This window comes from Pseudomonas sp. LBUM1640 (assembly GCF_059716225.1).
In genome coordinates, this window is the sequence record NZ_CP166816.1 from 2,471,885 (window position 1) to 2,493,442 (window position 21,558).

The 21,558-nt window shown below is 61.8% G+C and carries 20 protein-coding genes; 4 read left to right on the top strand and 16 right to left on the bottom strand.

The window, feature by feature from the left end; translation table 11 throughout:
* Positions 1-102: 102 nt before the first annotated feature.
* The 9 genes from ACA065_RS11200 to ACA065_RS11240 form a co-directional block, all read right to left on the bottom strand.
* Complete coding sequence (locus ACA065_RS11200; RefSeq protein WP_497694550.1) at positions 103-1,164, bottom strand: ATP-binding protein; 1,062 nt, start codon at positions 1,162-1,164, stop codon at positions 103-105.
* A complete protein-coding gene (locus tag ACA065_RS11205; RefSeq protein ID WP_497695334.1) occupies positions 1,161-1,910 on the bottom strand; it encodes a response regulator in 750 nt (249 codons plus the stop codon). The genes ACA065_RS11200 and ACA065_RS11205 overlap by 4 nt, the downstream gene beginning before the upstream one ends.
* A gap of 240 nt (positions 1,911-2,150) precedes the next feature.
* Positions 2,151-3,386 (bottom strand): TIGR02270 family protein, encoded by a 1,236-nt coding sequence (locus tag ACA065_RS11210; protein ID WP_497694551.1) that lies wholly within the window; start codon positions 3,384-3,386, stop codon positions 2,151-2,153.
* A gap of 42 nt (positions 3,387-3,428) precedes the next feature.
* The gene (locus ACA065_RS11215; protein ID WP_497694552.1) at positions 3,429-4,352 is read right to left on the bottom strand and encodes a beta propeller repeat protein; all 924 of its coding nucleotides are present in this window, start codon (positions 4,350-4,352) and stop codon (positions 3,429-3,431) included.
* 23 nt (positions 4,353-4,375) lie between these two features.
* The gene (locus ACA065_RS11220; RefSeq protein WP_497694553.1) at positions 4,376-5,566 is read right to left on the bottom strand and encodes a PAAR-like domain-containing protein; all 1,191 of its coding nucleotides are present in this window, start codon (positions 5,564-5,566) and stop codon (positions 4,376-4,378) included.
* Positions 5,566-6,603 carry a hypothetical protein gene (locus tag ACA065_RS11225; RefSeq protein WP_497694554.1) on the bottom strand — a complete coding sequence of 346 codons (1,038 nt, stop codon included), beginning with the start codon at positions 6,601-6,603 and terminating at the stop codon, positions 5,566-5,568. The genes ACA065_RS11220 and ACA065_RS11225 overlap by 1 nt, the downstream gene beginning before the upstream one ends.
* Positions 6,600-7,715 (bottom strand): DUF2169 family type VI secretion system accessory protein, encoded by a 1,116-nt coding sequence (locus tag ACA065_RS11230; RefSeq protein ID WP_497694555.1) that lies wholly within the window; start codon positions 7,713-7,715, stop codon positions 6,600-6,602. The genes ACA065_RS11225 and ACA065_RS11230 overlap by 4 nt, the downstream gene beginning before the upstream one ends.
* A gap of 16 nt (positions 7,716-7,731) precedes the next feature.
* Positions 7,732-8,178, bottom strand: a complete 447-nt coding sequence (locus ACA065_RS11235; RefSeq protein WP_497694556.1) for a DUF6484 domain-containing protein — start codon at positions 8,176-8,178, stop codon at positions 7,732-7,734.
* 18 nt (positions 8,179-8,196) lie between these two features.
* Positions 8,197-10,374, bottom strand: a complete 2,178-nt coding sequence (locus ACA065_RS11240; protein WP_497694557.1) for a type VI secretion system Vgr family protein — start codon at positions 10,372-10,374, stop codon at positions 8,197-8,199.
* A 241-nt stretch (positions 10,375-10,615) separates the two neighbouring features.
* Between ACA065_RS11240 and ACA065_RS11245 the strand changes: the two genes are divergently transcribed.
* Both ACA065_RS11245 and ACA065_RS11250 read left to right on the top strand, forming a co-directional pair.
* Positions 10,616-10,930, top strand: coding sequence for a hypothetical protein (locus ACA065_RS11245; RefSeq protein ID WP_497694558.1), 315 nt, complete (start codon positions 10,616-10,618; stop codon positions 10,928-10,930).
* A gap of 110 nt (positions 10,931-11,040) precedes the next feature.
* A complete protein-coding gene (locus tag ACA065_RS11250; RefSeq protein WP_497694559.1) occupies positions 11,041-11,829 on the top strand; it encodes an ABC transporter substrate-binding protein in 789 nt (262 codons plus the stop codon).
* A gap of 210 nt (positions 11,830-12,039) precedes the next feature.
* Here ACA065_RS11250 and ACA065_RS11255 read toward each other — a convergent pair whose 3' ends face one another.
* The 7 genes from ACA065_RS11255 to ACA065_RS11285 form a co-directional block, all read right to left on the bottom strand.
* Entirely contained in the window at positions 12,040-12,666 is a 627-nt protein-coding gene (locus ACA065_RS11255; protein WP_497694560.1) for a helix-turn-helix transcriptional regulator, read from the bottom strand.
* The gene (locus ACA065_RS11260) at positions 12,666-13,799 is read right to left on the bottom strand and encodes an NAD(P)/FAD-dependent oxidoreductase (RefSeq protein WP_497694561.1); all 1,134 of its coding nucleotides are present in this window, start codon (positions 13,797-13,799) and stop codon (positions 12,666-12,668) included. Before ACA065_RS11260 ends, ACA065_RS11255 begins: the two co-directional genes overlap by 1 nt.
* 21 nt (positions 13,800-13,820) lie before the next feature.
* Positions 13,821-14,768 (bottom strand): ornithine cyclodeaminase family protein, encoded by a 948-nt coding sequence (locus ACA065_RS11265; protein WP_497694562.1) that lies wholly within the window; start codon positions 14,766-14,768, stop codon positions 13,821-13,823.
* A 300-nt stretch (positions 14,769-15,068) separates the two neighbouring features.
* Positions 15,069-15,371, bottom strand: a complete 303-nt coding sequence (locus ACA065_RS11270; protein ID WP_497694563.1) for a DUF6124 family protein — start codon at positions 15,369-15,371, stop codon at positions 15,069-15,071.
* Positions 15,372-15,833: 462 nt separating this feature from the next.
* The gene (locus ACA065_RS11275; protein ID WP_497694564.1) at positions 15,834-17,174 is read right to left on the bottom strand and encodes a c-type cytochrome; all 1,341 of its coding nucleotides are present in this window, start codon (positions 17,172-17,174) and stop codon (positions 15,834-15,836) included.
* 16 nt (positions 17,175-17,190) lie between these two features.
* Positions 17,191-19,428 carry a xanthine dehydrogenase family protein molybdopterin-binding subunit gene (locus ACA065_RS11280; protein ID WP_497694565.1) on the bottom strand — a complete coding sequence of 746 codons (2,238 nt, stop codon included), beginning with the start codon at positions 19,426-19,428 and terminating at the stop codon, positions 17,191-17,193.
* Entirely contained in the window at positions 19,428-19,895 is a 468-nt protein-coding gene (locus ACA065_RS11285) for a (2Fe-2S)-binding protein (protein WP_497694566.1), read from the bottom strand. Before ACA065_RS11285 ends, ACA065_RS11280 begins: the two co-directional genes overlap by 1 nt.
* Positions 19,896-20,181: 286 nt before the next feature.
* Between ACA065_RS11285 and ACA065_RS11290 the strand changes: the two genes are divergently transcribed.
* Both ACA065_RS11290 and ACA065_RS11295 read left to right on the top strand, forming a co-directional pair.
* Entirely contained in the window at positions 20,182-20,922 is a 741-nt protein-coding gene (locus ACA065_RS11290; protein ID WP_497694567.1) for a hypothetical protein, read from the top strand.
* Positions 20,923-21,053: 131 nt separating this feature from the next.
* Positions 21,054-21,353 (top strand): hypothetical protein, encoded by a 300-nt coding sequence (locus ACA065_RS11295; protein WP_497694568.1) that lies wholly within the window; start codon positions 21,054-21,056, stop codon positions 21,351-21,353.
* Positions 21,354-21,558 lie beyond the last annotated feature (205 nt).

The following is a 21,558-nucleotide window of genomic DNA, read 5'->3' on the forward strand; positions in this document are numbered from 1 at the left end:
ATGCCCTGCACACACCGTGGGCATCCAACAAAGCAAAGTGTCGATAGCGGGCGGTTCGCTTGAACCACCCGGAAAAAATTCGCATCGCAGCCCCTGGTTAAATCACGCATGCCAGCTGAGTTCGAACAGCGTTCCGCCGTTTTCCATTCTGCGGCAGGTCACGGCGCCGCCATGGGCGAGGGCAATGGCGCGTACCACCGCCAGGCCCAGGCCGCTGCCACCTTGGGCGCGGGAGCGGGAGTTTTCGCCGCGCTGGAAAGCCTCGAACATATGCTTGGCAAAGCCCGCGTCGATGCCGGGGCCGTCATCGCGCACGCGCAAATAGTTGATTGCATCGCGCGTGCTCAGGTGCACGACGACGTTTCCCGGCGTCGCATGCCGACGGATATTGTCCAGCAACGCCAACAGGGCCTGGCGGATCCTGGCCGGGTCGCAGCGCATCGTGCGGCGTTGCAGGTCCAGTTGCAGTGCAAACCCTGCGTCCACCAGGCTCGGTTCGAACAGCCGCACATCCTCTTCAATCCCCGTGGCCAGGTCGGCTTCCAGCAGGTTGAGTTCCAGGTAGCCGCTGTCAGCCAGGCCGACGACCCGCAAATCCTCGATCACACGCGTCAAGCCTTCCACCTGGCCCAGCAGGCTGTAGAACTGTGAGGTGTCCGGTTCGAATACGCCTTCGGCCAAGCCTTGCAGGCGCCCGCGCAGGATGGTCAGGGGCGTGCGCAATTCGTGGGCAATCGCCGCATTCCAGAACGCCTGTTCTTGCGCCATGCGCTGCAAGCGTTTGGCCATGCTATTAAAGTCATCCACCAGGATGGCCGCCTCCCCAATGGACTGGTCGCCGGCCACGGCTTGCACATCCAGGTTGCCGTCCGCCAGTTTGCGCAGGTTCTCGGCTACCGAGTTCAACGGCATGAGGATCCGTCTAGATAACTTCATGGCGACGATGGAACCCACCGCGAGGCTCACGCAGGTGGTCAAGCCCATCCACAGCCACTCGATATTGGCCGGCAACCATTCATTCACTTCTTCGTCCGTGAGCGGCCAATACGTCCATAACAAGGCATAAAAAATATAAGAGCCAATGACGGCCAGCGCGATTACGCACAACACCACGGCGGACATGGACAAAATGATCTGACGGCTCAAGCCATTGAGCATTTTCACGCGGCACTCCCAAACCGGTAGCCGACGCCCCGGATGCTGGTCGGCACGCCCTGCAACCCGATGTCTTCGATCTTGCGGCGCAGTTTGCTGATATGGCTGTCGACTGTGCGTTCCAGGCTGTCGCTTTCCGGAGAACATTGAGCCAGCAGTTCGGCGCGGGTGAACACGCGTTTTGGCGCTTTGGCCAACTGGGCCAGCAAGCGGAATTCGGTGACGGTCAAGGCCAGCGGCACTTTTTTACCGGCGATAGTCACCGTGACTTCATAACTTTCCAGGTCGATTTCAAACGCATCCACCCGCAGCACCGTGGGGCTGGCGCGGTAGCTGTAATCGAGGGAACGCCGCAGCACCGCCTGGGTGCGGGCCACCACCTCGGCCGGGTTGAACGGTTTGACGATGTAATCGTCGGCGCCGATGCGCAGGCCCATCAGTTTGTCCATGTCCTGATCCTGCGCCGTCAGCATGATCACCGGCGTGTTGCCGCGATGGCGCACTTCGGCAAGTACCTGCCAGCCATCCACCTGCGGCATCAGCACGTCCAGCAACAGCAGGTCCGGCTTGAGCGCCTGGTGCATGTCCAGCGCGCGTCGGCCGTCGACGGCGTGGGCGGTACGAAAGCCACTGCGCTTGAGGTAGGCAATCAGAATGTCGGCGATCTCTGGCTCGTCTTCTGCAATCAACACAAGCGCCTGGGTTTCCCGGGCGGTGTCCGGTCGGGGCAGCGATGCAACGGGAAAATCATTCATGGTCTGCTCGGTGAATAGGTCGCGCGCCGTCGCCTCCCTGTGCTGGCGGTTATCTGCCGTGTCGTGGCTGCTGTCCATGGCCACGTTTTCAAGTGTTGATCATAGCTTCTGGGTAAGGGCGTCCGGCCGTAGTCAGCGCGATTGTGCGCCACCAACGTGCGTTTTTATGGGAGGTTTTGTGGAGGAACGATGGAGGCGGGCAATAATTGTTGCACTTAAGGTTTTAGGGGCAGGGTAGCCTCACAACAGCCTCTTTTGCCGCCAGGCCGGTGCGCTGGTGGGGAACAGTACGTCGGTTGGCCGAAAGCGGGCGAGGCCGCAGGCGGCGGCAATGCGCTGGCGTTGTTGGCCGCGGGCAAGTGCTTGGTGAAAGCTGCTTTCGCTGTGCGCCAGCCCCAGTATGTGGCCGACGCCCGCCGCAAAATCACGGCCATGGGCCTGCCACCAGGCTGTGATTGACTGCGGGTCGGGCCAGGGCAGGTTCTCATCGGGGTCCATCAGCACATGGGTGTCCTCGGGGTCGTCGTTCGGTCCGGCATCGAAATCCGGCAGGTCTTGCAGTTCCAGGTCGAGCAGCGCCAAGTCAGCGCCGGTGATCAGGCTGAAGGCTTCGCCGGCAACGCGGGCATAAGGCAGTTCGCTCATCTGCTCGATCAGCCACGGCACGCTGGCCGGATCGCCCAGCAGCCCCAGAGCCTGGATGCCGATGCGGCGCTGCTCGGGGTGCTGCACCCATTGTTGGACCCACGTGAAGCTGAGCTCGCGCTTTTGCCAGGCCAGCACCACACACAGCGCGCGGTACTGGAACTCACCCGGTTGCTCGGCAAATTGCCGCAGTGGCTCCAGGGCGTGCTCATCGCCCATTTGCGCGATGGCCCAATTGGCCCAGAAGCGCGTGGCTGGGTCCTTATGCAGGCAGTGGGCACGCAGGGTCGGCATCAGGTCGTACCGGCGCAGTTCGCCGGCAGTACGCGCGGCACGTGCCAGCACGCCGGGGTCGGCATGCGCCAGCCCGTTCAACAAGGCGGGGCCAGGATCGTGGCGATGCATGCCGCAGGCGGCCAGGCCGAGGCGGCGGAACAGCGGCTCAGGGGTGGCGAGCATACGGTCGATCCAGGGCGCTACGTGCGCCCAGTCGAGCCACCCCAAGGCCATCAGAAAACCGCGCTGCGTTTGCTCGGCACTTCTCACGTGTGCGCCGAGCTGCGACAGCACGGTCGCATCGGCCGCCTCGAACGCCAGCACCGTACTGGCGAACAGCTCGCCAATCGACTGTGGGCCGAGCTGGGCCACTAATGTGTCCAAGCCTGTTGAGCCGGCGATTCGCAAGCCGTCCAGGTGTGCGTCGATGCGCTCGTCGAGTTTGCGCAGGTCGTCCAGGTCGTAATGCGGCGCGTGTAAAGCGTAGCCACGCAGGACCGCGAGAAAACTCGCTTCTTCGACGTGAAGGTCAAGCACCACGGGCAGTGTGTTCATCTGTCGCCGGTCCTTGTGCAGGGGCAGGCCGCTCGCGTCGGGTTAGTCAATGCGCAGGCACCGCGTCCAGCTTGAACCGTCGAACTGCATCACATCCTTGGGCCCCATGGACCACATGATCCCGTCGGCGGCGCTCAGGTGATAGCAGGTCTGTGGAACGTCATCGCCGAAATCCACCGGCGTGAGCTTGCCGTCCTCAAGCCGGTAGACGAAATGGGTGGAAGACACGTACACCTGCCCATCGAAAACTTCCATGCCCCAGAGGTCTTCGCGGGTGCTTTCATGTTCGATTATTTCCCATTGATCGTCGCGGCCCCGAAGCAAGGTGCCGAGCTGGCCGCAGGCATAGACAAAACCGTCCGGCGCGCAGCGAACTTTGTAAAGTGCCAGGTTGGTCGGGCTGTTGCGCTGGGTGAAGAGGGCGCCGTCGTACTGCCAGATTTCGCCTTCCCAGCCGACGGTATAGATTTCCTGTTCGCTGAAGCCATCGATGGACTCAAAGCTGGTGGAGGTGATCGGTGTGTCACCGACCTGGGCGCTCTGGTCAATGCAACGCCACTGATCTTCACCCTCGCGAAGGTAGGCTTGCCGGCAGGTGCCTACGGCGTAGGCTCGACCTTTTGCGATGCCACGGATTTCGCGCAGAGGGCCGCGTTTTTTTGGGTTGACGCCGCAGGTGGCGATGGATTCTTCGCTTTTTGAGCCGCTACCAATGGCGACTACTGATCCACTGGTGCCCAGCATCAGGTAACGTTCGATCGGCACGTGGCAGACCGTTCCAGAACAGGCAAGCCATGGAACTGCATCGGCGTACCAAGTTCCAGTATCCAAACAGCATAATATTGAATCTGTGTAACCTTCGTTGATAACGGCGTCGTGCGTGGTAATTAAATAACTGAGGTCTGAGTATCGAACCACTCCGGTAGAAATGCTGAGTTCGCTGAATGCGGGATCTTGAGTGTCCATGGTGGTCTCCTGATGTGAGTAAGTTAACGGGTACGAACACGGGCTTTCATCTCAGCCCAAGTCTTGGAGCGCTGAAGTGGATCGCTAGTCATGGACGCACAGGCCTTAATCGGCCGTTCCTCGCCCTCGTCCTTCGCTGTGTCGTGATACGCGTTCAACTGAGCTTCCAAACACTCCTGTGAACAGTTGGAGTCCGGAAAGGTTAGAATGGCAGCCAGCGCCCCTGTCTCCGTAGCCTTGGCTCTCGACCATTCACCGTTCGCATCCGCCGCCTGCAACGCCACCACCCCACGACGGGTATGCAACTGGCCATGGGTGGCGGTGGTTTGGTTGGGCCCTTCTGCGCATATCACCGGGGCTTTGTCGGTCTTGTAGTTGCTCCACCCGGCTTTTGTCGGGTGCTTGTTTCTGGGTTGGCCCGCAGAGGCCGGCCCGTCGGTAAAGGACGCCGAATCGATAAGGTGGTCACCGGTTTGTCCCTTGCAACATTTTCTGGGCTTGTAGGGGCGGAGAAAACAGCGCATCGCTTGTTGGCAAGCGTCATCGTTGATGGTCTTTGCCAAGGTCGAATACTCGCCTAGGACGGCGGCGTGGTTGCTCTGCCAGGCAGGGTCGCGTTCGAACCCCTTGCCTGCCTTTTCCTTGGCGGCTTTCCTGGCGTCGAGCGCGGCGTATAGGGTGGTTACATCCGGGCAGAACTTGTCCTGTGTGGTGTTCTTGCAAGCCGTTTTCGCCTGCTCTTTCTCTTTTTCGCATTGGCCCGACTTGTTGGCGAGTGCCATCCGGTTCATATAGGGCCAGGGCACGGTATTACCCGGCTGGGAGGCGTGGTTATGGGTGGTCAGGTCCATGTGGCGCACGACGTTCTTGCCTTCGTACTTCACATCCATCGACCACGAGGTGAAATACACCTTGCCCTTGATCTTGCTGGTGACCACGCCTTTTTTGGGCGTATTGGCCGCTTCATCCCCATAGCTGGTCTTGAAGTGGCTCTGGTCCTTGAGCATCACTTCCTTACCACTGATCTTCACGGTTCGACTGCCCTTGGTCGTGTCCTTGGCCAGGCCGGTGTTGGGGTAGGGGATGGGCACGCCCAGCGGCGTGGGCGGGGCCAAGGGTGGGGTAAAGCACACATCCGGAAAGCACGCGATCGACTTGCCGTCGGCCGCTTTGCAGGACACTTCCATATTGTTGGCAAAGACTTGGTTGGCCATCAGGCAGCTCCCACGGTGCGGTAGCTGAGCAGCGCGGCGGCGCGTTGGCCGGCGTCGTTGCCCAGGTGGCAGAAGATGTTCGGCCCTTCGCCGTAGCCTTTGCGGCTGGCGGCCAGTGCCACGGCGAGCATCGCCGGGCCGATGGCGGCGCCGACTTCGCCGATGCAGTCGGCCGGGTGCCAGAGGTGGAAGAATTCCTTGCGTACCCGCAGGCTGCGGCTCAGGGCCAGGGAGGCTTCCTTGAAGTAATACTGTTCGCCGGAAATATCCGTCAGCCGATAATCCATCTGCTCCAGCCCGCAGCCGGCTTCGCGCAGGGCGGCGCGGACCGCCTGGGTCAGGCCTTCGGCGCGCAGCGGAATGTCGTCGGCCTCAACGGTGGCGTGCTCCAGGCCGAAACCCAGGCCGATGCAGACCAATTGCGGTGTTTCGCTGGCAACGGGGGCGGCCAGCACCACGGCGGCGGCACCTTCGCCGGGGATAAAACCGTTGGAGTTTTTACTGGTGAGCAAGCGTTCGCGTGCGTCGAAAGCAGACAGGGTCGCACCGTTCAGGAAGGAGTCGACGCCGGCAATCAGCACATGACGATGGCCGCCCTGGTAGATCAGCGTGCGCGCGTTCAGCAGGGCCACGGCGGCGCTGACCCGGCCCTGGGCGATGATGTCGGAGGCAGGATGAAAGCGCAGGCCCAGCTCGGCTTCGATGGCGTGCAGCAGCCCCTTGTCCACACCCGCAAGACGACCGGGGCGCTCGGCTTCCGCCACCCCCAGCAGCAGCGGGGTGGTTTGCGGGTCGACGTCGGGGCGGCTCTGCAGTGCCTCGGCGATGGCGCGGGCGGCCATCTTGATCAACTTGGTGCGGCCGCGCCAGGGGTGTTCCAACGGCACGCTGGCGGCAATCAGCCATTCGCCGCCACGGGCAATGAAGCGGGTTTCCTGAAAGTTGTCGATGGCGCAGCGGATCGCCGCGCAGCTCGCCGGTGCGCTGAGGCCGACAGCGCTGACCATGCCGGAGCCGACAATACAAAGTGCACTCATACGTCGGCTCCCTCGGGGGCGCGTTTGGCTTTTACCAACGCCCCAAGCGAGGGGTAATAGTCCTTGCCCATGGCTCGGGCACGCCACCAGCCGGTGGGCATGGTGCCGACCAGCACTTGGGCAATTTCGAACACGTTACGCCGTAGCACACGGGACACCCGCCAGGTCATTTGCACCTGGCCGGCGTCTGTGTCGATCAGCAACGTGTCGATCACCGCCGATACCGTCTGATGGCCGCCTTTTTTCAGAAAGAAGGTCACCGGCACCTCCATTTCCGGGATCCGAAAGCCTGCGCGCTCTTGGGCAGTGAGGTTTAGCAGCAGCACATCTTCGCCGCCGCGCAGGTGATCAATCTGCTGGTCCTCAGGGGCTGCCTGAAAGTAGCGCGGGTCGAAATCCCCGGGTAGAAACGGAAAGCAGTCGGCCAGCCAGGCATCGTCGTAAGTACCGGCGAAGCGGGCGCGCTGTGGCCAGCTACGGCCGATGGGGCCCAGGGCCATAGGGCGGAAGGTGCCGCTGGGGCTGTTGATCGGCTTGCCCACTTCCTCGGTGTTGGGCATTGGCCTGCCGACGATACGCGCGCTGTCCATGCCGCGCGGGTGCCAGCCACAACCGCTTGGGTTGTCCAGGTAGCAATCACGCAGGTGGGGGGCGTTCACCGTGGGATGGGAGCCGCCATAGGCCTGGTCGTAGGTGATGCTCTGTTCGGTAAAAGGTTGCGGTGAGCCTGGAGAAACACCCAATAACCCCGGTTGCCAGCGCCTCGGGCCAAGGACCGAAAAGGCCTTGCTCATGCGACCGACGCGAATGCCCGCCGTCAACTGCGTCACTGGCCGCCCGCCGGGTGCATAGGCCTTGCCACACACCAGCACATCGCAGAATCGCTTGGCCGGGGCGAAGTCCATTTCCTGGTGCGGCGCGCTGAGGCCGGGTTCGCCGAGGAAGGTGTCGGCCATCAGCAGCGGTTGCTGTGTGCTCGCCAGGGTCGCGGCGCGGCCGTCCAGCGGCAGGTTGAACGTGCCTTTGGCCACCACGACCAGGGATTCGCGGCCATCGCGCTCCATACCCAGGGTATAGGCAGCGATCAGTGGGCTGGCGTTGAGTAGTTCCATAGGGCCGAATACCTGTTTAGTTGATCTGCACCGAGCCGCCCTTGAGGCGGTTGACCCCGCTGGAACGGCTGGACAGGTAGGCGCCCTGGATAATCACTTTGCCCGCGCGAGTCAGGGTGATGCTGGCTTTGCCGCAACGCAGCACGATCTCGCGTTCGGCGCTCAACGCCAGGCACTGGTCATCCAGCCGTACACTGGCGACCGGAGCCGGTGAGGCCTGTGCGCCGAGCAGGTGGCCGATGACCAGCGGCAGGGCCGGGTCGCCGCCTTCGAACATCAGCGCCACTTGGCTGCCGATATCTGCCGGGCTCAGCACGGCGGTGCAACGCGCGACGATGCCGCTGCGGCTCGGGCAGCCTGGATAAGTGACCGTGGGCGCACCCGCGTGCGGCAGGTCGAGCAGGGTGCCGATGACCACCGCGTCGATGCGGGCATGGGGGGGGAGCGGGAACTGAACCGTCATATACGTACCTCCACTGTCCTAGTTCTGCAGGATCTTCTGCCCTTTGATCACCACGTTCTTGATGGCCTTGAGGTTGATGGCGCCGGAACCGTTAAGGGTGATGTTCTTGCCGCGAATCATGATGGTTCCGTCCTTCTTCAGGGTGATACTGGCCGCGCCTGTGGTCAGGCTGATGGAATCGCCGGCGGTGAGTACGAAGTGCTTGCCAACGTTCAGGCTGTCGTTCTGCGTGATGCCGGTGGACCGGTTCTGGGCGACGTCGCGGGATTCGTTCTGGCCTATCTGGGTGCTTTGGTTGCCGTTGATGTTGATACGTTCGTTGCCGATGACCGTTTCGCCACGGTTGCCCGTGACGTCGAGCGTCTCGTTGCCGCCCACGTCTTCGGTGCGGTTGCCGACGATGCTGATTTTTTCGTTGGCGCCGACCTTCTCCGTGCGATTCGCGCCAATGGTGATGGTCTCGTTGCTACCCACATGCTCGGTACGATTGACGCCAATGGTGATGGTCTCGTCGCTGCCAACCTCTTCGGTACGGTTCACCCCGATGGTAATGGTTTCGTGATTGCCCACGGTTTCAGTACGGTCGTGTTTGACGTGCACGGTTTCGTCGTTGTCGACGGTCTTGCTGCGGTCATGGCCGACCCAATGGGTTTCGTCGTTCTCGACCTCGATGTCCTGGTTCTTCTCGGCGTGAATGAACAGTTGCTCCGCGCCTTTCTTGTCTTCCATGCGGATTTCATTGAAGTTGGCCGGTGAGCCATCCTTGCTTGAACGGCTTTTCACCCCGCTTTGGGTGGCATTGGCCGGCAGCGCGTAGGGCACTGTCTGTTCGGCGTTGTAGACACGCCCGGTAATAATCGGGCGATCCGGATCACCTTCGAGAAAACTGACGATCACTTCCTGACCGATTCGCGGGATGTGCATGGCGCCCCAGTTCTTGCCGGCCCACGCCTGCGACACGCGAATCCAGCAGGAGCTGTTTTCGTTGGAGTGGTCGTGGCGATCCCAGTGGAAATGCACTTTGACCCGGCCGTACTGGTCGGTCCAAATCTCCTCGCCACGGGGGCCAACCACCACGGCGGTCTGCGGCCCGCGCACGATAGGTTTGGGAGTCAGGGGCAGAGCACGAAAGACTTGGCTGGCATCCATGCAGTCCAGCTCACCGATGAACTGTTCGGCCAGGGTTGTCTGCCCGCTTTCATAGGGGTCCTGGCGGATTTGATAGCGTGCGACCACTGCCAGGTATTCGCGGTTTTGGTCTGTACGGTCGTAGCCGGTCAGGTTGAACAAATGGCCGCAGCCCAGGCCGCGGGCACAGCCGCGCAGCTGCACGCGCTCGAACTGGCTATGGATGGCTTCAATGCGTGTACGCGCATATTGCTCGCCATCGTTGCACTGGGCGTATTCGCCCGGGTAGTCGTAGAGCGCATGATCGGCGTTGCTGTGGGTGCGCGGCACAATGGAGCGCACCTCCAGGCTGGCGCGCGGGCGTTGAAAGTCATAGTCGTTGAGCGCCAGTGAGCCGGGTTGTACTTCTCGCGCCAGTTGCCAGTCGTAGAAGTGGTCGCGTTCGCGCATTTGCCGGTCGGCCGGGTAGAAGGGCACCGAGGCGTAGTCTGCCGCCGTGGAGTGGGCACCATAGGCGTCGGCTAACACCAGTACATGGCGCGTCTGTTCATGGCGAAAGTAATAATAGATGCCCTCCTGCTCCATCAATCGGCTGACGAAGTCGAAGCTGGTTTCGCGGTACTGCACGCAATATTCCCACTCGCGGTAGGTGCCGCTCAGGCTGTCTTCAAAGTCGGAGAAACCGAGGTCGCGAAAGACCTGCTTGATGATGTCCGGCACTGTTTTGTTCTGGAAAATTCGGCAGTCCGAAGTGCGCGTGAGCAGCCAGAACCACGGCCGCAGGCTGACGCGGTAACCCGCAAACTGGCCGTGGCCGGTCTGTTGCCGGCAACTGCTGGCAATGCCGTGGAAGTAGCGTTGGGCGCCGCCGTCCAGTTCCAGGGTCAGGCCCATGGGCTTGCCCAGTAACTGATCGAATTTGATAGCCCGGTCTTCGCAGGTCAGTTCCAACTCGTAGTGGAACAGGCGCCCCAGCTCTTCGCTGCCTGTCATGCTCTGCAGCAGCAGGACATCATCGCCCAGAGGGCTGTTGACCTGCGCCAACCGGGTGTTTTGCGTGATTGCCATGAACGCCTTCCTCTGGCTCGTGTTCGGGCTTAAAAAACTGCAGCGTATTGTCCCGCTGGCGAGTGTGCATGCCGGTCAGCGACTCGCCTTGATCATGGGTGCAATGAGCTCACGACGTCGGGGCTAGCATGGGTTTTAAGCGTCACAGGTTCACCTCTGTGAGGCTCGCGGCAGTGCGACGACGATTCAACGATCAAGGAGACGAGTACAGAGGTGGCCGACAGGCCCGTGAGCGTTGGGCATGAAGAAGATCCTATTCACCTGGAAAGTTGGCGTATTAGAAACAGCTGTTTCACGTTTGTCATGTCGGACGCTGTCGACGCGTTTCGTGGGAGTTAGCTGTAAGAAAAAGCATTGCGGTCGACAGCGATGGTTTTTTTCGCTGCAGAGCGCCTCTGCATCAACCGCCGCAGCCAGGGAGGAAGCCATCAGCATGATGCTCGCCGTCATGGTACTGACCATGAAAACCTCAAGCCTTTGTGCCGTCTCCGGGCGTCCAGTGTGCCCGGGCGATATGGAGCGGCATGGGCGGTTTTATGGCGCAGGCATGGATTGACGGAAAATACACAAAAGTCCAATATGGAATTATAAGTACAAAAAAATGCTCCGCCGGCCCTTCTTTCTTCACTTCTTGCCAAACCAACAACAACTTGCGAGACAACGATCATGAAGAAACGCACGCTGATCACCGCGCTACCCCTGACCTTGGCCCTTAGCCTGATTGCTTCCAGCCACGTGCTGGCGGCCGACAAACCCCTGCGCATTGGCATCGAGGCGGCGTACCCACCGTTCGCGTCCAAGACGCAAGAGGGCAAGATCGAGGGGTTCGACTACGACATCGGCAACGCTTTGTGCGCGCAGATGAAAGCCAAGTGCGTGTGGGTGGAAGGCGAGTTCGACGGCCTGATTCCTTCCCTCAAGGTGAAGAAAATCGACATGGCCTTGTCGTCCATGACCATCAATGAAGACCGTAAGAAGTCAGTGGACTTCACCCACAAGTATTACTTCACTTCGTCGCGCCTGGTGATGAAGGACGGCGCAGTCGTGGATGACCAGTACGCCAGCCTCAAAGGCAAGACGGTCGGCGTGCAACGGGCCACCACCACTGATCGCTATGCCACCGAGGTGTTTGAGCCCAAGGGCATCAACGTCAAGCGCTACAGCAACAACGAAGAAATCTACATGGACCTGGCGTCGGGGCGCCTGGATGCGATTTTTGCCGACACCATCCCCCTGAGTGACTTCCTGTCGATGCCACGCGGCAAGGGCTACGCCTTCGTCGGCCCGGAACTCAAGGACCCGAAATACGTGGGCGAGGGCGCCGGGATCGCGGTGCGCAAGGGCAATACCGCGTTGGTCAGCGAATTGAATGCGGCCATCGACGGCATTCGTGCGAGTGGCGAGTATCAGAAGATTTCACAGAAGTACTTCAAGTCGGATATCTACGGCGACTGAGTATGAAAATAGCCTAGGCCAATGTGGGAACTGGCTTGCTCTAATGCACATCAGTTAAGGCCGAATACTGTAACTGTGGCGAGGGAGCTTGCTCCCGCTGGACTGCGCAGCAGTCGCATTTTTTGGGCCGCTTCGCGCCCCAGGGAGCAAGCTCCCTCGCCACAGGTTACCGGTTACCAGGGTAAGCCCGCTCACTTCAAGGCCACTCGCTCAGCCCTTCAATTCCTTGAGATGCTTGTACACCGTCGCCCGCCCCATCCCCAGCACATTCGCCACATAGTTCGAAGCACTCTTGCCCTTGAACGCGCCCTCGGCGTGCAGCGCCAGCACCAGTTCGCGCTTATGGTCACGGCTCAGCAGGTTCAGGCTCAACTGACGCTCGCGCATCCAGGCATGTAAGAAGGTGTTGATGCGTTCCTGCCAGTCATCACGAAACAGCGAGTCTGGCTGCGGGATCAGCTTGCTTGGCGACAAAAACAGGTCCAGCGCCGCCTTGGCGTTTTCGAACAGCGAGATATTCAGGTTGATGCACAATACCGCGAGCCTGCGCCCTTTGTGGTCGTGGAGCAAAGTGCTCAAACTGCGAATTTTCTGACCGTCCCAATTGAGCTTTTCGTACGGGCCGATATTCACTTCGCTGATGTCATCGCTGAGCATGTCCTCCAGCGATGAGTCATCACCGAGGGCGCGTTTGGACAGGTTATTGGCGATGTAATCGACTTTTTGCGTGCGCAGGTCATGCAGCACCACTTCGGCGTGGGGGAAGAACAGCGTGGCGATCGCATCGGCAATCGCGCGGAAATTTTGCATAACCTTGTCGTGTTCGGCGGTGTTCATCAATGCGGCTCCAGGCGGACGGGCGAGAGCATACCAGCGTCCAGGCCGAACCGCGTCAGTTGCTCCGGCAGCGGCGCGCCGCGCACCAAGGCCGCACTCGCCTGGCCCATGGCCGGTGATGTTTGGATGCCATAACCGCCTTGCGCCGCCACCCAGAACAGCCCAGGCATCTGGGGATCGAAACCCGAGAGCAAATCACCGTCGTGGACAAAACTGCGCAGGCCAGCCCAGGTCCGTGTCGGGCGGCGGATGGTCAAGGTGGTGGCCTCTTCGATCTGATAAATGCCCATCGCGATGTCCAGCTCTTCGGGCTGCACATCCTGTGCCTCGACCGGGTCGGCATTGGCCGGCGAGCCCAGGAACATGCCGGCGTCGGGCTTCATATAGAAGGCTTCGTCGAGCGCCACCAGCATCGGCCAATGGTGGGTGTCCAAGCCCTCGGGCCCGGCGAAGATAAACGCCGAGCGGCGCTTGGGTTGCAGGCCGATGGACGCCGCGCCGGCCAGCCCGCCGATATGGTCGGCCCACGCGCCAGCGGCGTTGATGATGATGGGTGCGGTGTAGGTGGCGTCCTGGGTTCGCACATGCCATAGGCCGTCAGCGTCACGGCTCAAGCCCAACACGTGGCTGTCGGTGCGCACTTCGCTGTGGTTACGCCGAATGCCGCGCAAGTAGCCTTGGTGCAGGGCGTCGGTGTCGATGTCGCTGGCGGTGGGGTCGAAGATCGCGCCATGGACTTTTTCGCGGCGCAGTATCGGCAACCGCGCGCAGGCCTCGTCGGCACTCAGGCGCTCGACCTGCGGCACCGTGGCTTTGGCGCTCAGGTATTGGCTGTCCAATTCCGCCGGGTCGCCACTGAAATCCACGGTCATTTCGCCGCGTGGCGTCAGCAGCGGATGCTCGCAGAAGCCTGCGGGTGGGTTGTCGAAAAACTCACGGCTGGCCAAGGTCAGTGCGCGCACCTGCGGGGTGCCATAAGCCGCCGTGTAGAGCGCCGCCGAACGCCCGGTGGAGTGATAGGCCGGGTGGTTTTCGCGCTCCAGCACCAGCACTTTGCCGTGCTGCGACAACCAGAAACCCGTGGAGGCGCCGGCAATCCCGCCGCCGATAATGATGAAGTCTGCGTGGCTCATGAACCTCTCCTGAAAAGGTGCTTAGCGCTGGAGTTGATAGAGGGCATTGGCCAGCGCGATGTCTTCCAGGCCCAGGCCGATGGAGCGGAAAAACACGTGGCGATCGTAGTCCGGGCGTTGCGCCATGTCGCTGAGCAACTCGGGCAAGTCGCCGACGATGGCGCGCTTGTCCCAGCCGTGCCGTTCACTGGCGATCAGCATTTCACCGGCCGCGCCCGGGGTGGTCTGGCGATAGTCGCAGAACACGTGCATGTGCTCGAGGCTCTCAGGCGGCACTTCATGGGCGCGCGGGGCGTTGGTGCTGATGGAGGTGATCAGCGCGGGTTTGCGCAAGCGTTTTGGGTCGATGACCGGGCCTGCCGATGAGGTGCAGAGTAGGATGACGTCGGCGTCTTGCAGGGCGGCATCGCAGGTCTGAGCCAGGCTCAGCCGTGGGTCCAGGCCTTTGAGGTGGGCGAGGGTGTCAGCGCCTGCGCGGCCAAGGCTTGGCGAGTAGAGGCGGATGCTTTGCCAGTCGCGCAGGTTCTGCACGTAGCGCAAGTGCGCCTGCGCGACCTTGCCGCTGCCGATAATCGCCAGGCGCTGGGCTACCGCCGGCGCCAGGGCGTCCACGGCCAACGCTGTAGTGGCCGCCGTGCGCGCGGTGGTCAGCTCGGCAGCATCGCAGAGCAGCAAGGGCTGGCCGGTGCGCATCGACATCAGCAGCGTCCACGCGGTCACCAGCGGCTCTTGCTCGCGCACGATGTAAGGCGAGGTCTTGATGCCGTACACCTGATCTTCAGCCAGCACACCCAGGTAATTGATGAAGTCGCCGGCGCCTTGCGGGAACTCTACAAGCTGCTGCGCCGGTTGCACCGCTTGCCCGGCCGCCAAGTCGCGAAACAGCTTGCGCAGGATGTGGGGCACATCGACTTGGGCGAGTAATTCACGCGCTTGCGCCTGGTTGATTACGTGAGGTGTGCTGGACATAGTTATCTCCGCGTATAAACTATTTTGTCCATTATGGACTTTTAGTTTATTTCGGCAATGTCCCAGCGAAGATAAATAAGGCAGCTGGGGCGCTGACATTCAGCGGATGGTCGCGGTCCACGGTGGTCTTGGCCAGCCACACGGCCAGAATCCTCAGATCGTTCCCACGCTCTGCGTGGGAATGCCTCATGGGGCGCTCCGCGTCCCGCCAGCCCACGCATGTTTCGATGCTGCGTACGGGTGACGCAGAGCGTCACGGGATGCGTTCCCACGCGGGAGCGTGGGAACGATCGACCGCGCTTAGGCCGGGGCTTTGGCGGGGTTCAGGCACTCGATGGAGCGGTCCACGGTGGTCTTGGCCATTTCCAGCAAATGCCACACCGCCAGAATTTTCGCTCGCTCGGGGTTAGGCAGTTGCTCACTGCAGTTGAGTGTCGTGGCCGAAGCGCTGTCGAGCAAGCTTGAGGTGTAGAGCAGGGCGTCTTCGAAGCTCAGGTCTTCGATTTGAACACCTTGTGTGGGCAGGTAATGGTCGATGGCGCGGTTGAAGGCGGCGCGGTCTTTGGTGGCATTGCGGGGTGGATCGGGGACGACTTTTTTCATGGTGTAACTCCACATGGTTGGAGCTGACACCCGTCGCGACTAAACGTTGGGTGGCGGCTGTACGCAGGTTAGTCGACCGGTCACATGGAAAACCGGCGCACCCGAAGGTGCCCTACGCACAGCCACCATGAAACTTCACGGAGAACCATGCGCCACGTAAGACCCGAGCGACTAAACCCGATCACTGATAAGCAGTGACGGATCGCAGACTAGCCATCGAATCCAACAGGCACAAGGCGGCAGGGATTGTCTAGGAAACGTCCTGCAATTTAAAGAGACACGCCTTGCTGGCCCTTTACAAACCATGACTCAATGCCACTAATCAGATCGTTCCTACGCTCTGCGTGGGAATGCCTCCTGGGACGCTCCGCGTCCCGCCAGCCAACGCACGCGTACGGGTGACGCAGAGCGGCACGGGCGGTATTCCCACGCGGAGCGTGGGAACGATCTGCGATCCGGGCCTTAACGCATATGCAGAATAATCGGGCTGCTGCTCGCCGGGTCGGTGTGCCCACGCAGCGTGTTCACCGCCGCTGCATCCACTGCACCGCCGTTGTTGCCCCAGGTGCCACGTACGTAGCTCAGCACCTGCGCGATTTCCGCATCCGACAATTGCTCACGAAACGCCGGCATGCGGTAGGCGTCCGGCACACCCGCCGTCACGATGCGCTGTGAGCCATTGAGCGTGATGTTGATCGCCGACGCGTTTTCCTTGGCCAGTGACGAGGTGGCGCCCGCCAGCGGTGGCATCCACTCCGGCTGGCCCTTGCCGTCCAGGCCATGGCAGGACGCGCAGCGCGTGGCGTAGGTGTGGGCGCCTGGCGCGCGGGTGTCAACGGACGCCGCCTGATACTGCCACGGCGAACCGTCGCGCTGCGGGTCGCCAGGCAGGGACTTGAGGTAGCGTGCGATGGCGTTCAAATCCTCATCGCTCATGAACTGCGTCGAGTTGTTGAACGCCTCGGTCATCGAGCCATACACCACCGCATGCTGGTTGCGCCCGGTCTTGAGGAACCGCACGATCTCGTCCTCGCTCCAGCGCCCCAACCCGGTGTTGTGGTCCTGGCGCAAGCTCGGTGCATACCAACCGTCGAGCAGCGCGCCAGCCAGGTAGGGCGCGCCGGATTCATCCAATGCCTTCTCGTTGAACGCCAGGCCGCGCGGCGTGTGGCAGCTGCCGCAGTGGCCCGGGCCTTGGACGATGTAGGCGCCACGGTTCCACAGCGCGTCCTGGGCAGGTTTGGCCGCGTAGGTCGCGTTGGGTGCGAAGACACCGTTCCACAGGGCGATGGGCCAGCGCATATTCAGCGGCCAGGGAATACTGCTTTCGATGTTGGGCTGCTTGGCCGGCTCCACGCCCTGCATGAAAAACGCATACAGCGCACGCATGTCGTCATCGCTGAGCTTGGCGTAGGACGGGTAGGGCATGGCCGGGTAAAGTCGGCGCCCACCCGGCGCGACGCCGTGGCGCACCGCGCGGTCGAAGTCGGCCGGGGTGTAGGCGCCGATGCCGGTGTCGCGGTCGGGCGTGATGTTGGTGGCGTGAATCGCGCCTAACGGCGTGGCCATCTCCAGGCCACCGGCGAACGGCGCCTTGCCCGGCAAACTGTGGCAGGCCACGCAGTCGCTGACGCGGGCGACGTACTCGCCGCGGCTGATCAGTGCCGGGTCAAAGCTGGCGGCGGGTTGTTGCTCAAAAGGCGAGGCGGGCTGGCGGGTCACGTACCAGGCCAGTACGCCTGCTGCGACCGCGCCGGCCAGCACCAGCCAGCCTGCGGTTCTAGCCAATCGTCGGTTGTTCATGGGCGTTCCTTGTCGGTCAGGCGAAGGTGTATCGGCTCAGGGGCAGGCTGCGAATCCGCTGGCCCGTCAGGTGCGCCACCGCATTGGCCACGGCGGGTGCCACGGCGGGCAGTGGAGGCTCACCGATGCCACCCATTTTTTCACCACTCTCGACGATCTTGACGTGCACCTGCGCCATCCGCGACAGCGGCAGGATCGGATACAGGTCGTAATTGCGCGCCCGTGGCTTGCCGTCCACGTACACCGCTTCCTCCAGCAAGGTTTGCGACAAGCCCAGGGCTACTGCGCCATTCACTTGCGCTTCAACAATCGCCGGGTTGACGATGCTGCCCGGGTCGATGGCTTGCCAGATGTGGTGCACCTTGACCTGGCCGTTTTCGATCGACACTTCGGCGACTACCGCCGCGTGGGAGCCGAACGGCGAGGCCATGGCCACGCCACGCGCACGGCGGCTGCCGTCTTCTGCGGTGTAGGGGCCGCGTTTCCAACCACCGGACAACTCGCCCACCGCTTGCAACAGCGTGGTCAGCCGCGGGTTATCGCGCAGTAAATGCAGGCGCAGTTCGTACGGGTCATGGCCACCTTTGTCGGCCAGTTCATCGAGGAACGCTTCGTAGAAGAAGTCATTCAGCGAATTGCCCACCGAGCGCCAGTAGCCGAGCATGGTCGGGCCTTTGACGTAAATTTGCGCAATGCGCTTGTTGGGAATCGCGTAGCTCTTGCCCGACAGCCCTTCGAGGGCCGTGGGGTCGATTTTGTCGCCTTGTTTGCCGGCGATGGCTTCGCTGGGGCCTTCGGTGGCACTCACGGCTTCAATCGCCACCGGCAACCCTTGCGCGTCCAGCGCGGCGCGGAACTTGACCACGGCGACCGGGCGCAGCACATCGCGCAGGAACTCTTCTTCACGGCTCCAGATCAGCTTGACCGGGCGACCCACCGCTTTGGCCAATGCGATGGCTTGCGGGTAAGGGTTGGCCGAGTCATACAGGAAATGCCGGCCGAAAAAACCGCCGAGCAGCGGTGAATGCAGAGTGATTTTCGCGGTGTCGAGGCCGGTGCGCTTGGCGATATCGGCGCGGAACATGTCGGGCGCCTGGTTCGGCAGCCACACTTCCAGCGTGCCGTCGGGGTTGAAGCGTGCCAGGGCAGAAGGCGGCTCCAGCTGGGCGTGATTGACGTACTGGTTATGGTAGGTGGCTTCGACTTTGGTCTTGGCGTTTGCCAGCGCGCCGGCTACATCGCCTTCGTTCTCGTCATCACGCGCCGGGCCTTGTTGGGCGGCGAGGAAGTCGCGGTACTTGTCGCTGGAAAAATCCGCCGGCATCGCACGAACGGTTGAATCGGCAGCGGCTTCCAGCCATTCCACCTGGATCGCTTCCACCGCGCGCTTGGCGTGCCACCAGCGTTCGGCCACCACGGCCACGGCGCCGGGCAGTTGATGCACCGAGTGCACGCCCTTCATGGCCTCGACCTGTGACTGGTTGCGCAGGCTGCCCACGGTCATGCCCAGGCGTGGGGCATGTTGGACGGCGGCGTGGAGCATGCCGTCGACTTTGAGGTCGATGCTGTATTGCGCCTTGCCGGTGGATTTGTCGTAGGCGTCCAGGCGTTTTACCGGCTTGCCGATCCAGCGGAACTGGCTCGGGTCGCGCAGCGTAATGGTGGCCGGGTCGGGCACCGGCATGTCCAGGGCGCGCCCGGCCAATTCGCCGTAGCCCAGCGAGCGGCCGGAAGCGGCATGCACGACGCGGCCAGGTTGCGTGGTCAGTTCGGCCACGGGCACACCCAATTGCTCGGCGCCGGCCTGCAGCAACATGGCGCGGGCCAGGGCGCCTAGGCGACGCATGGTCGGGTAGCTCATGCGCACCGACATGCTGCCGCCGGTGATGCGCATGCCGTTTTCCATCACCACATAGGCGTCGCCGGGCGGCGCGGCCTCGACCACAAAAGTGGCGGGGTCGGCGTCCAGCTCTTCACCGACAATCTGCGCCATGGCGGTATGCGTGCCCTGGCCGCCTTCCATGAAGGGGCTGAGCAGGCGCACGCTGCCGTCGGGGCGAATCTCCAGAAACGCCGGCACTTGGGTGCCGCGCTCTGCCGCGTTGGCCGTGGCGGCGTAAACCCTGCCTGAACCCAGCGGCAGGCCAAAGCCGATCACCAGCGCGCCCACGGCGGTACTGGCCAGAAAGCGTCGGCGGGAAAGGTTGACCGGGTCGCCCAATGGCGCATCGAGGCTTTCATCGCGCGTGTTCATCAGACGCTCTCCTGCTTGGCAGGCTGTGCAGCCAAGTCATGCACGGCGGTACGAATGGCGTTATAGGTGCCGCAGCGGCACAGGTTGATCATCGCCGCTTCGATCTGCGCATCACTGGGTGCCGGGGTGTGCTTGAGCAGCGCGGTGGCCGCCATCACTTGCCCGGACTGGCAGTAACCGCACTGCGCCACCTGATGCTCGACCCAGGCCGCAACCACGCGCTTACCCACATCGTCGGCCTCAATCGCCTCGATGGTGGTGATCTCACGGCCGACCACACCGGCCACCGGCGTCACGCAAGAGCGCACCACGTTGCCGTCCACCAGCACCGAGCAGGCGCCGCACTGGGCCAGGCCGCAGCCGTACTTGGTGCCGGTCAGCCCCAGGTCATCGCGGATCACCCACAGCAACGGCGTATCAGCGTCGGCATCGACTTGATAGGCCTTTTGGTTAATACGTAGTTCCATGACTCACCTGCTGATCAACGGTTGGTGTGGCTTTTCTTATAACTGCCGGGCGATTGATCGCCCATCGTTGAACTCTAGACCACGCTGCAAGGCCAATCTATGCAATCGCCGATAAGTCCGTAGGATTAGGCAAGTATTCAACAGGATTGCACCACGCCGCACGGCCGCAAACCTGTAGTCCTTTGCTGATCTACGCCTGCATACCGCACTTTTTTTCATTCTCTTGATCTATCCCTGTCACGACCGCGCTCATCCTGCGCGTGGACAGCAGCCAGACCCGGTGCCGATGGATCGAACGTTAATTGCTTTTATCAGCCGATGGCCGCTGCTGTTTGCGGCGGTGTTTATGCTGTGCGCGACAGGTTGCAGCCAGCAACAGGGCCGCGATATCGCCAGGCAGTTCAGCGATGGCAAACCCGATGAATTCTTTCAAACCAGCGTTGATCGCATGGCAACCCTGAGCATGCGCGACAACCTGAAAAGCCTGTACCTGCTGATGAATAAGCTTTACCTGCGTAACCCCAACCAGTGGCGGCAATCGGGTTACCCGGATGCGGTGAGTGCTGCGCGGGAGATCCGCCAGGCCATCGAAAACCGTCAACCCTTGCCGGCGCTGGGCGACCGTCGTGACCTGGTCGCGTTGAGCTATTCGTTAAGCCCGGAGTTTCGCGGCGACCGGGTCGGGGCGTTTATCTATGCCATCGGCAGTATGATCGTGACCGCGCACGGCGGTCGCACCCAGTTTTATATAACCGACTCAATCAACCCGCAATTTGTCAGCAATGCCGCGCGCAATATCGAGAAAGCCACCTGGTTGCTCAGCCAGCGTCAGGACGCCAATGGCGTATTGCTGTTGTTCTCCAATGAGATATCGGAGGAGGGCAGCAACCTCAGCTTTGCCGTGGAGTTCGGCAAAGTGGTCGCGCGCCTCGACCTGCTCGCCCAGATGCTCGATGAGCGCTACCGGCGCGTCGCGCTCAATTATGCGCAGAGCTTGCTGCTGATGAACTTTTTGCCGGTGCAGTGATGCGTCGCCAGATCAGACAGTGCGGCATTTCCCTTTGCTATGTAGGAAACGGCCTATCTTGCCCCCCTCTGCTTGAAACATACCCTCGGTCGGCAATAGCCTCGGACTTTTCCTAACGATGAGTGCCTGCCTTGGGTAAGCAAAAAACGGTTTGGCCTACTGATCGCGAAGTCCGTCTGCGATTTATCTTGTTCGCGGTGATCGATGCGGCCAGTGCCCAAGGCGCCGCCGCCGACGTGTTATTGGCCGCCCACAAACTGCTGCGTGACGCACCGACGGAGGCGCAATTGCGCGAAGCCCTCGCCGATGTGCTGGCGTGCGATGAAATGTGTGGGTTCAGGTTCCCAGCGGGAACGGAGGCGGATGACTTGATGCGGTCTCTGCAACTTGGCGTCGACCAGGCGAGTGGCTGGGTTTTTAACGCCGGTTAGATCGTTTATTTCTGTGCGATTGGTCTTAAGATTTGAATCGCCTATCCACAGCGACGCCCGGCTTATCACTGGAGGGCGCCGCCTGTGCGGTGGAGGCTGAAGTCGATGACGGTGTCCGATGCTGTTGTGGGAAGGGTCTGGTCCGTTAATAAGGCGTGACTTGATGAGCCTGCTTGCCTTCCCATCACTGTTCGCGTGATGGCCC

What these genes read in the sequence shown, in the direction of transcription:
- ACA065_RS11280 (WP_497694565.1), bottom strand. Translation starts at nt 19,428, where the DNA reads ATGAACACGCGCGATGAAAGCCTCGATGCGCCATTGGGCGACCCGGTC.
- ACA065_RS11225 (WP_497694554.1), bottom strand. Translation starts at nt 6,603, where the DNA reads ATGAGTGCACTTTGTATTGTCGGCTCCGGCATGGTCAGCGCTGTCGGC.
- ACA065_RS11205 (WP_497695334.1), bottom strand. Translation starts at nt 1,910, where the DNA reads ATGAATGATTTTCCCGTTGCATCGCTGCCCCGACCGGACACCGCCCGG.
- ACA065_RS11290 (WP_497694567.1), top strand. Translation starts at nt 20,182, where the DNA reads ATGGATCGAACGTTAATTGCTTTTATCAGCCGATGGCCGCTGCTGTTT.
- ACA065_RS11265 (WP_497694562.1), bottom strand. Translation starts at nt 14,768, where the DNA reads ATGTCCAGCACACCTCACGTAATCAACCAGGCGCAAGCGCGTGAATTA.
- ACA065_RS11275 (WP_497694564.1), bottom strand. Translation starts at nt 17,174, where the DNA reads ATGAACAACCGACGATTGGCTAGAACCGCAGGCTGGCTGGTGCTGGCC.
- ACA065_RS11255 (WP_497694560.1), bottom strand. Translation starts at nt 12,666, where the DNA reads ATGAACACCGCCGAACACGACAAGGTTATGCAAAATTTCCGCGCGATT.
- ACA065_RS11215 (WP_497694552.1), bottom strand. Translation starts at nt 4,352, where the DNA reads ATGGACACTCAAGATCCCGCATTCAGCGAACTCAGCATTTCTACCGGA.
- ACA065_RS11245 (WP_497694558.1), top strand. Translation starts at nt 10,616, where the DNA reads ATGAAGAAGATCCTATTCACCTGGAAAGTTGGCGTATTAGAAACAGCT.
- ACA065_RS11235 (WP_497694556.1), bottom strand. Translation starts at nt 8,178, where the DNA reads ATGACGGTTCAGTTCCCGCTCCCCCCCCATGCCCGCATCGACGCGGTG.
- ACA065_RS11260 (WP_497694561.1), bottom strand. Translation starts at nt 13,799, where the DNA reads ATGAGCCACGCAGACTTCATCATTATCGGCGGCGGGATTGCCGGCGCC.
- ACA065_RS11270 (WP_497694563.1), bottom strand. Translation starts at nt 15,371, where the DNA reads ATGAAAAAAGTCGTCCCCGATCCACCCCGCAATGCCACCAAAGACCGC.
- ACA065_RS11210 (WP_497694551.1), bottom strand. Translation starts at nt 3,386, where the DNA reads ATGAACACACTGCCCGTGGTGCTTGACCTTCACGTCGAAGAAGCGAGT.
- ACA065_RS11285 (WP_497694566.1), bottom strand. Translation starts at nt 19,895, where the DNA reads ATGGAACTACGTATTAACCAAAAGGCCTATCAAGTCGATGCCGACGCT.
- ACA065_RS11250 (WP_497694559.1), top strand. Translation starts at nt 11,041, where the DNA reads ATGAAGAAACGCACGCTGATCACCGCGCTACCCCTGACCTTGGCCCTT.
- ACA065_RS11220 (WP_497694553.1), bottom strand. Translation starts at nt 5,566, where the DNA reads ATGGCCAACCAAGTCTTTGCCAACAATATGGAAGTGTCCTGCAAAGCG.
- ACA065_RS11240 (WP_497694557.1), bottom strand. Translation starts at nt 10,374, where the DNA reads ATGGCAATCACGCAAAACACCCGGTTGGCGCAGGTCAACAGCCCTCTG.
- ACA065_RS11230 (WP_497694555.1), bottom strand. Translation starts at nt 7,715, where the DNA reads ATGGAACTACTCAACGCCAGCCCACTGATCGCTGCCTATACCCTGGGT.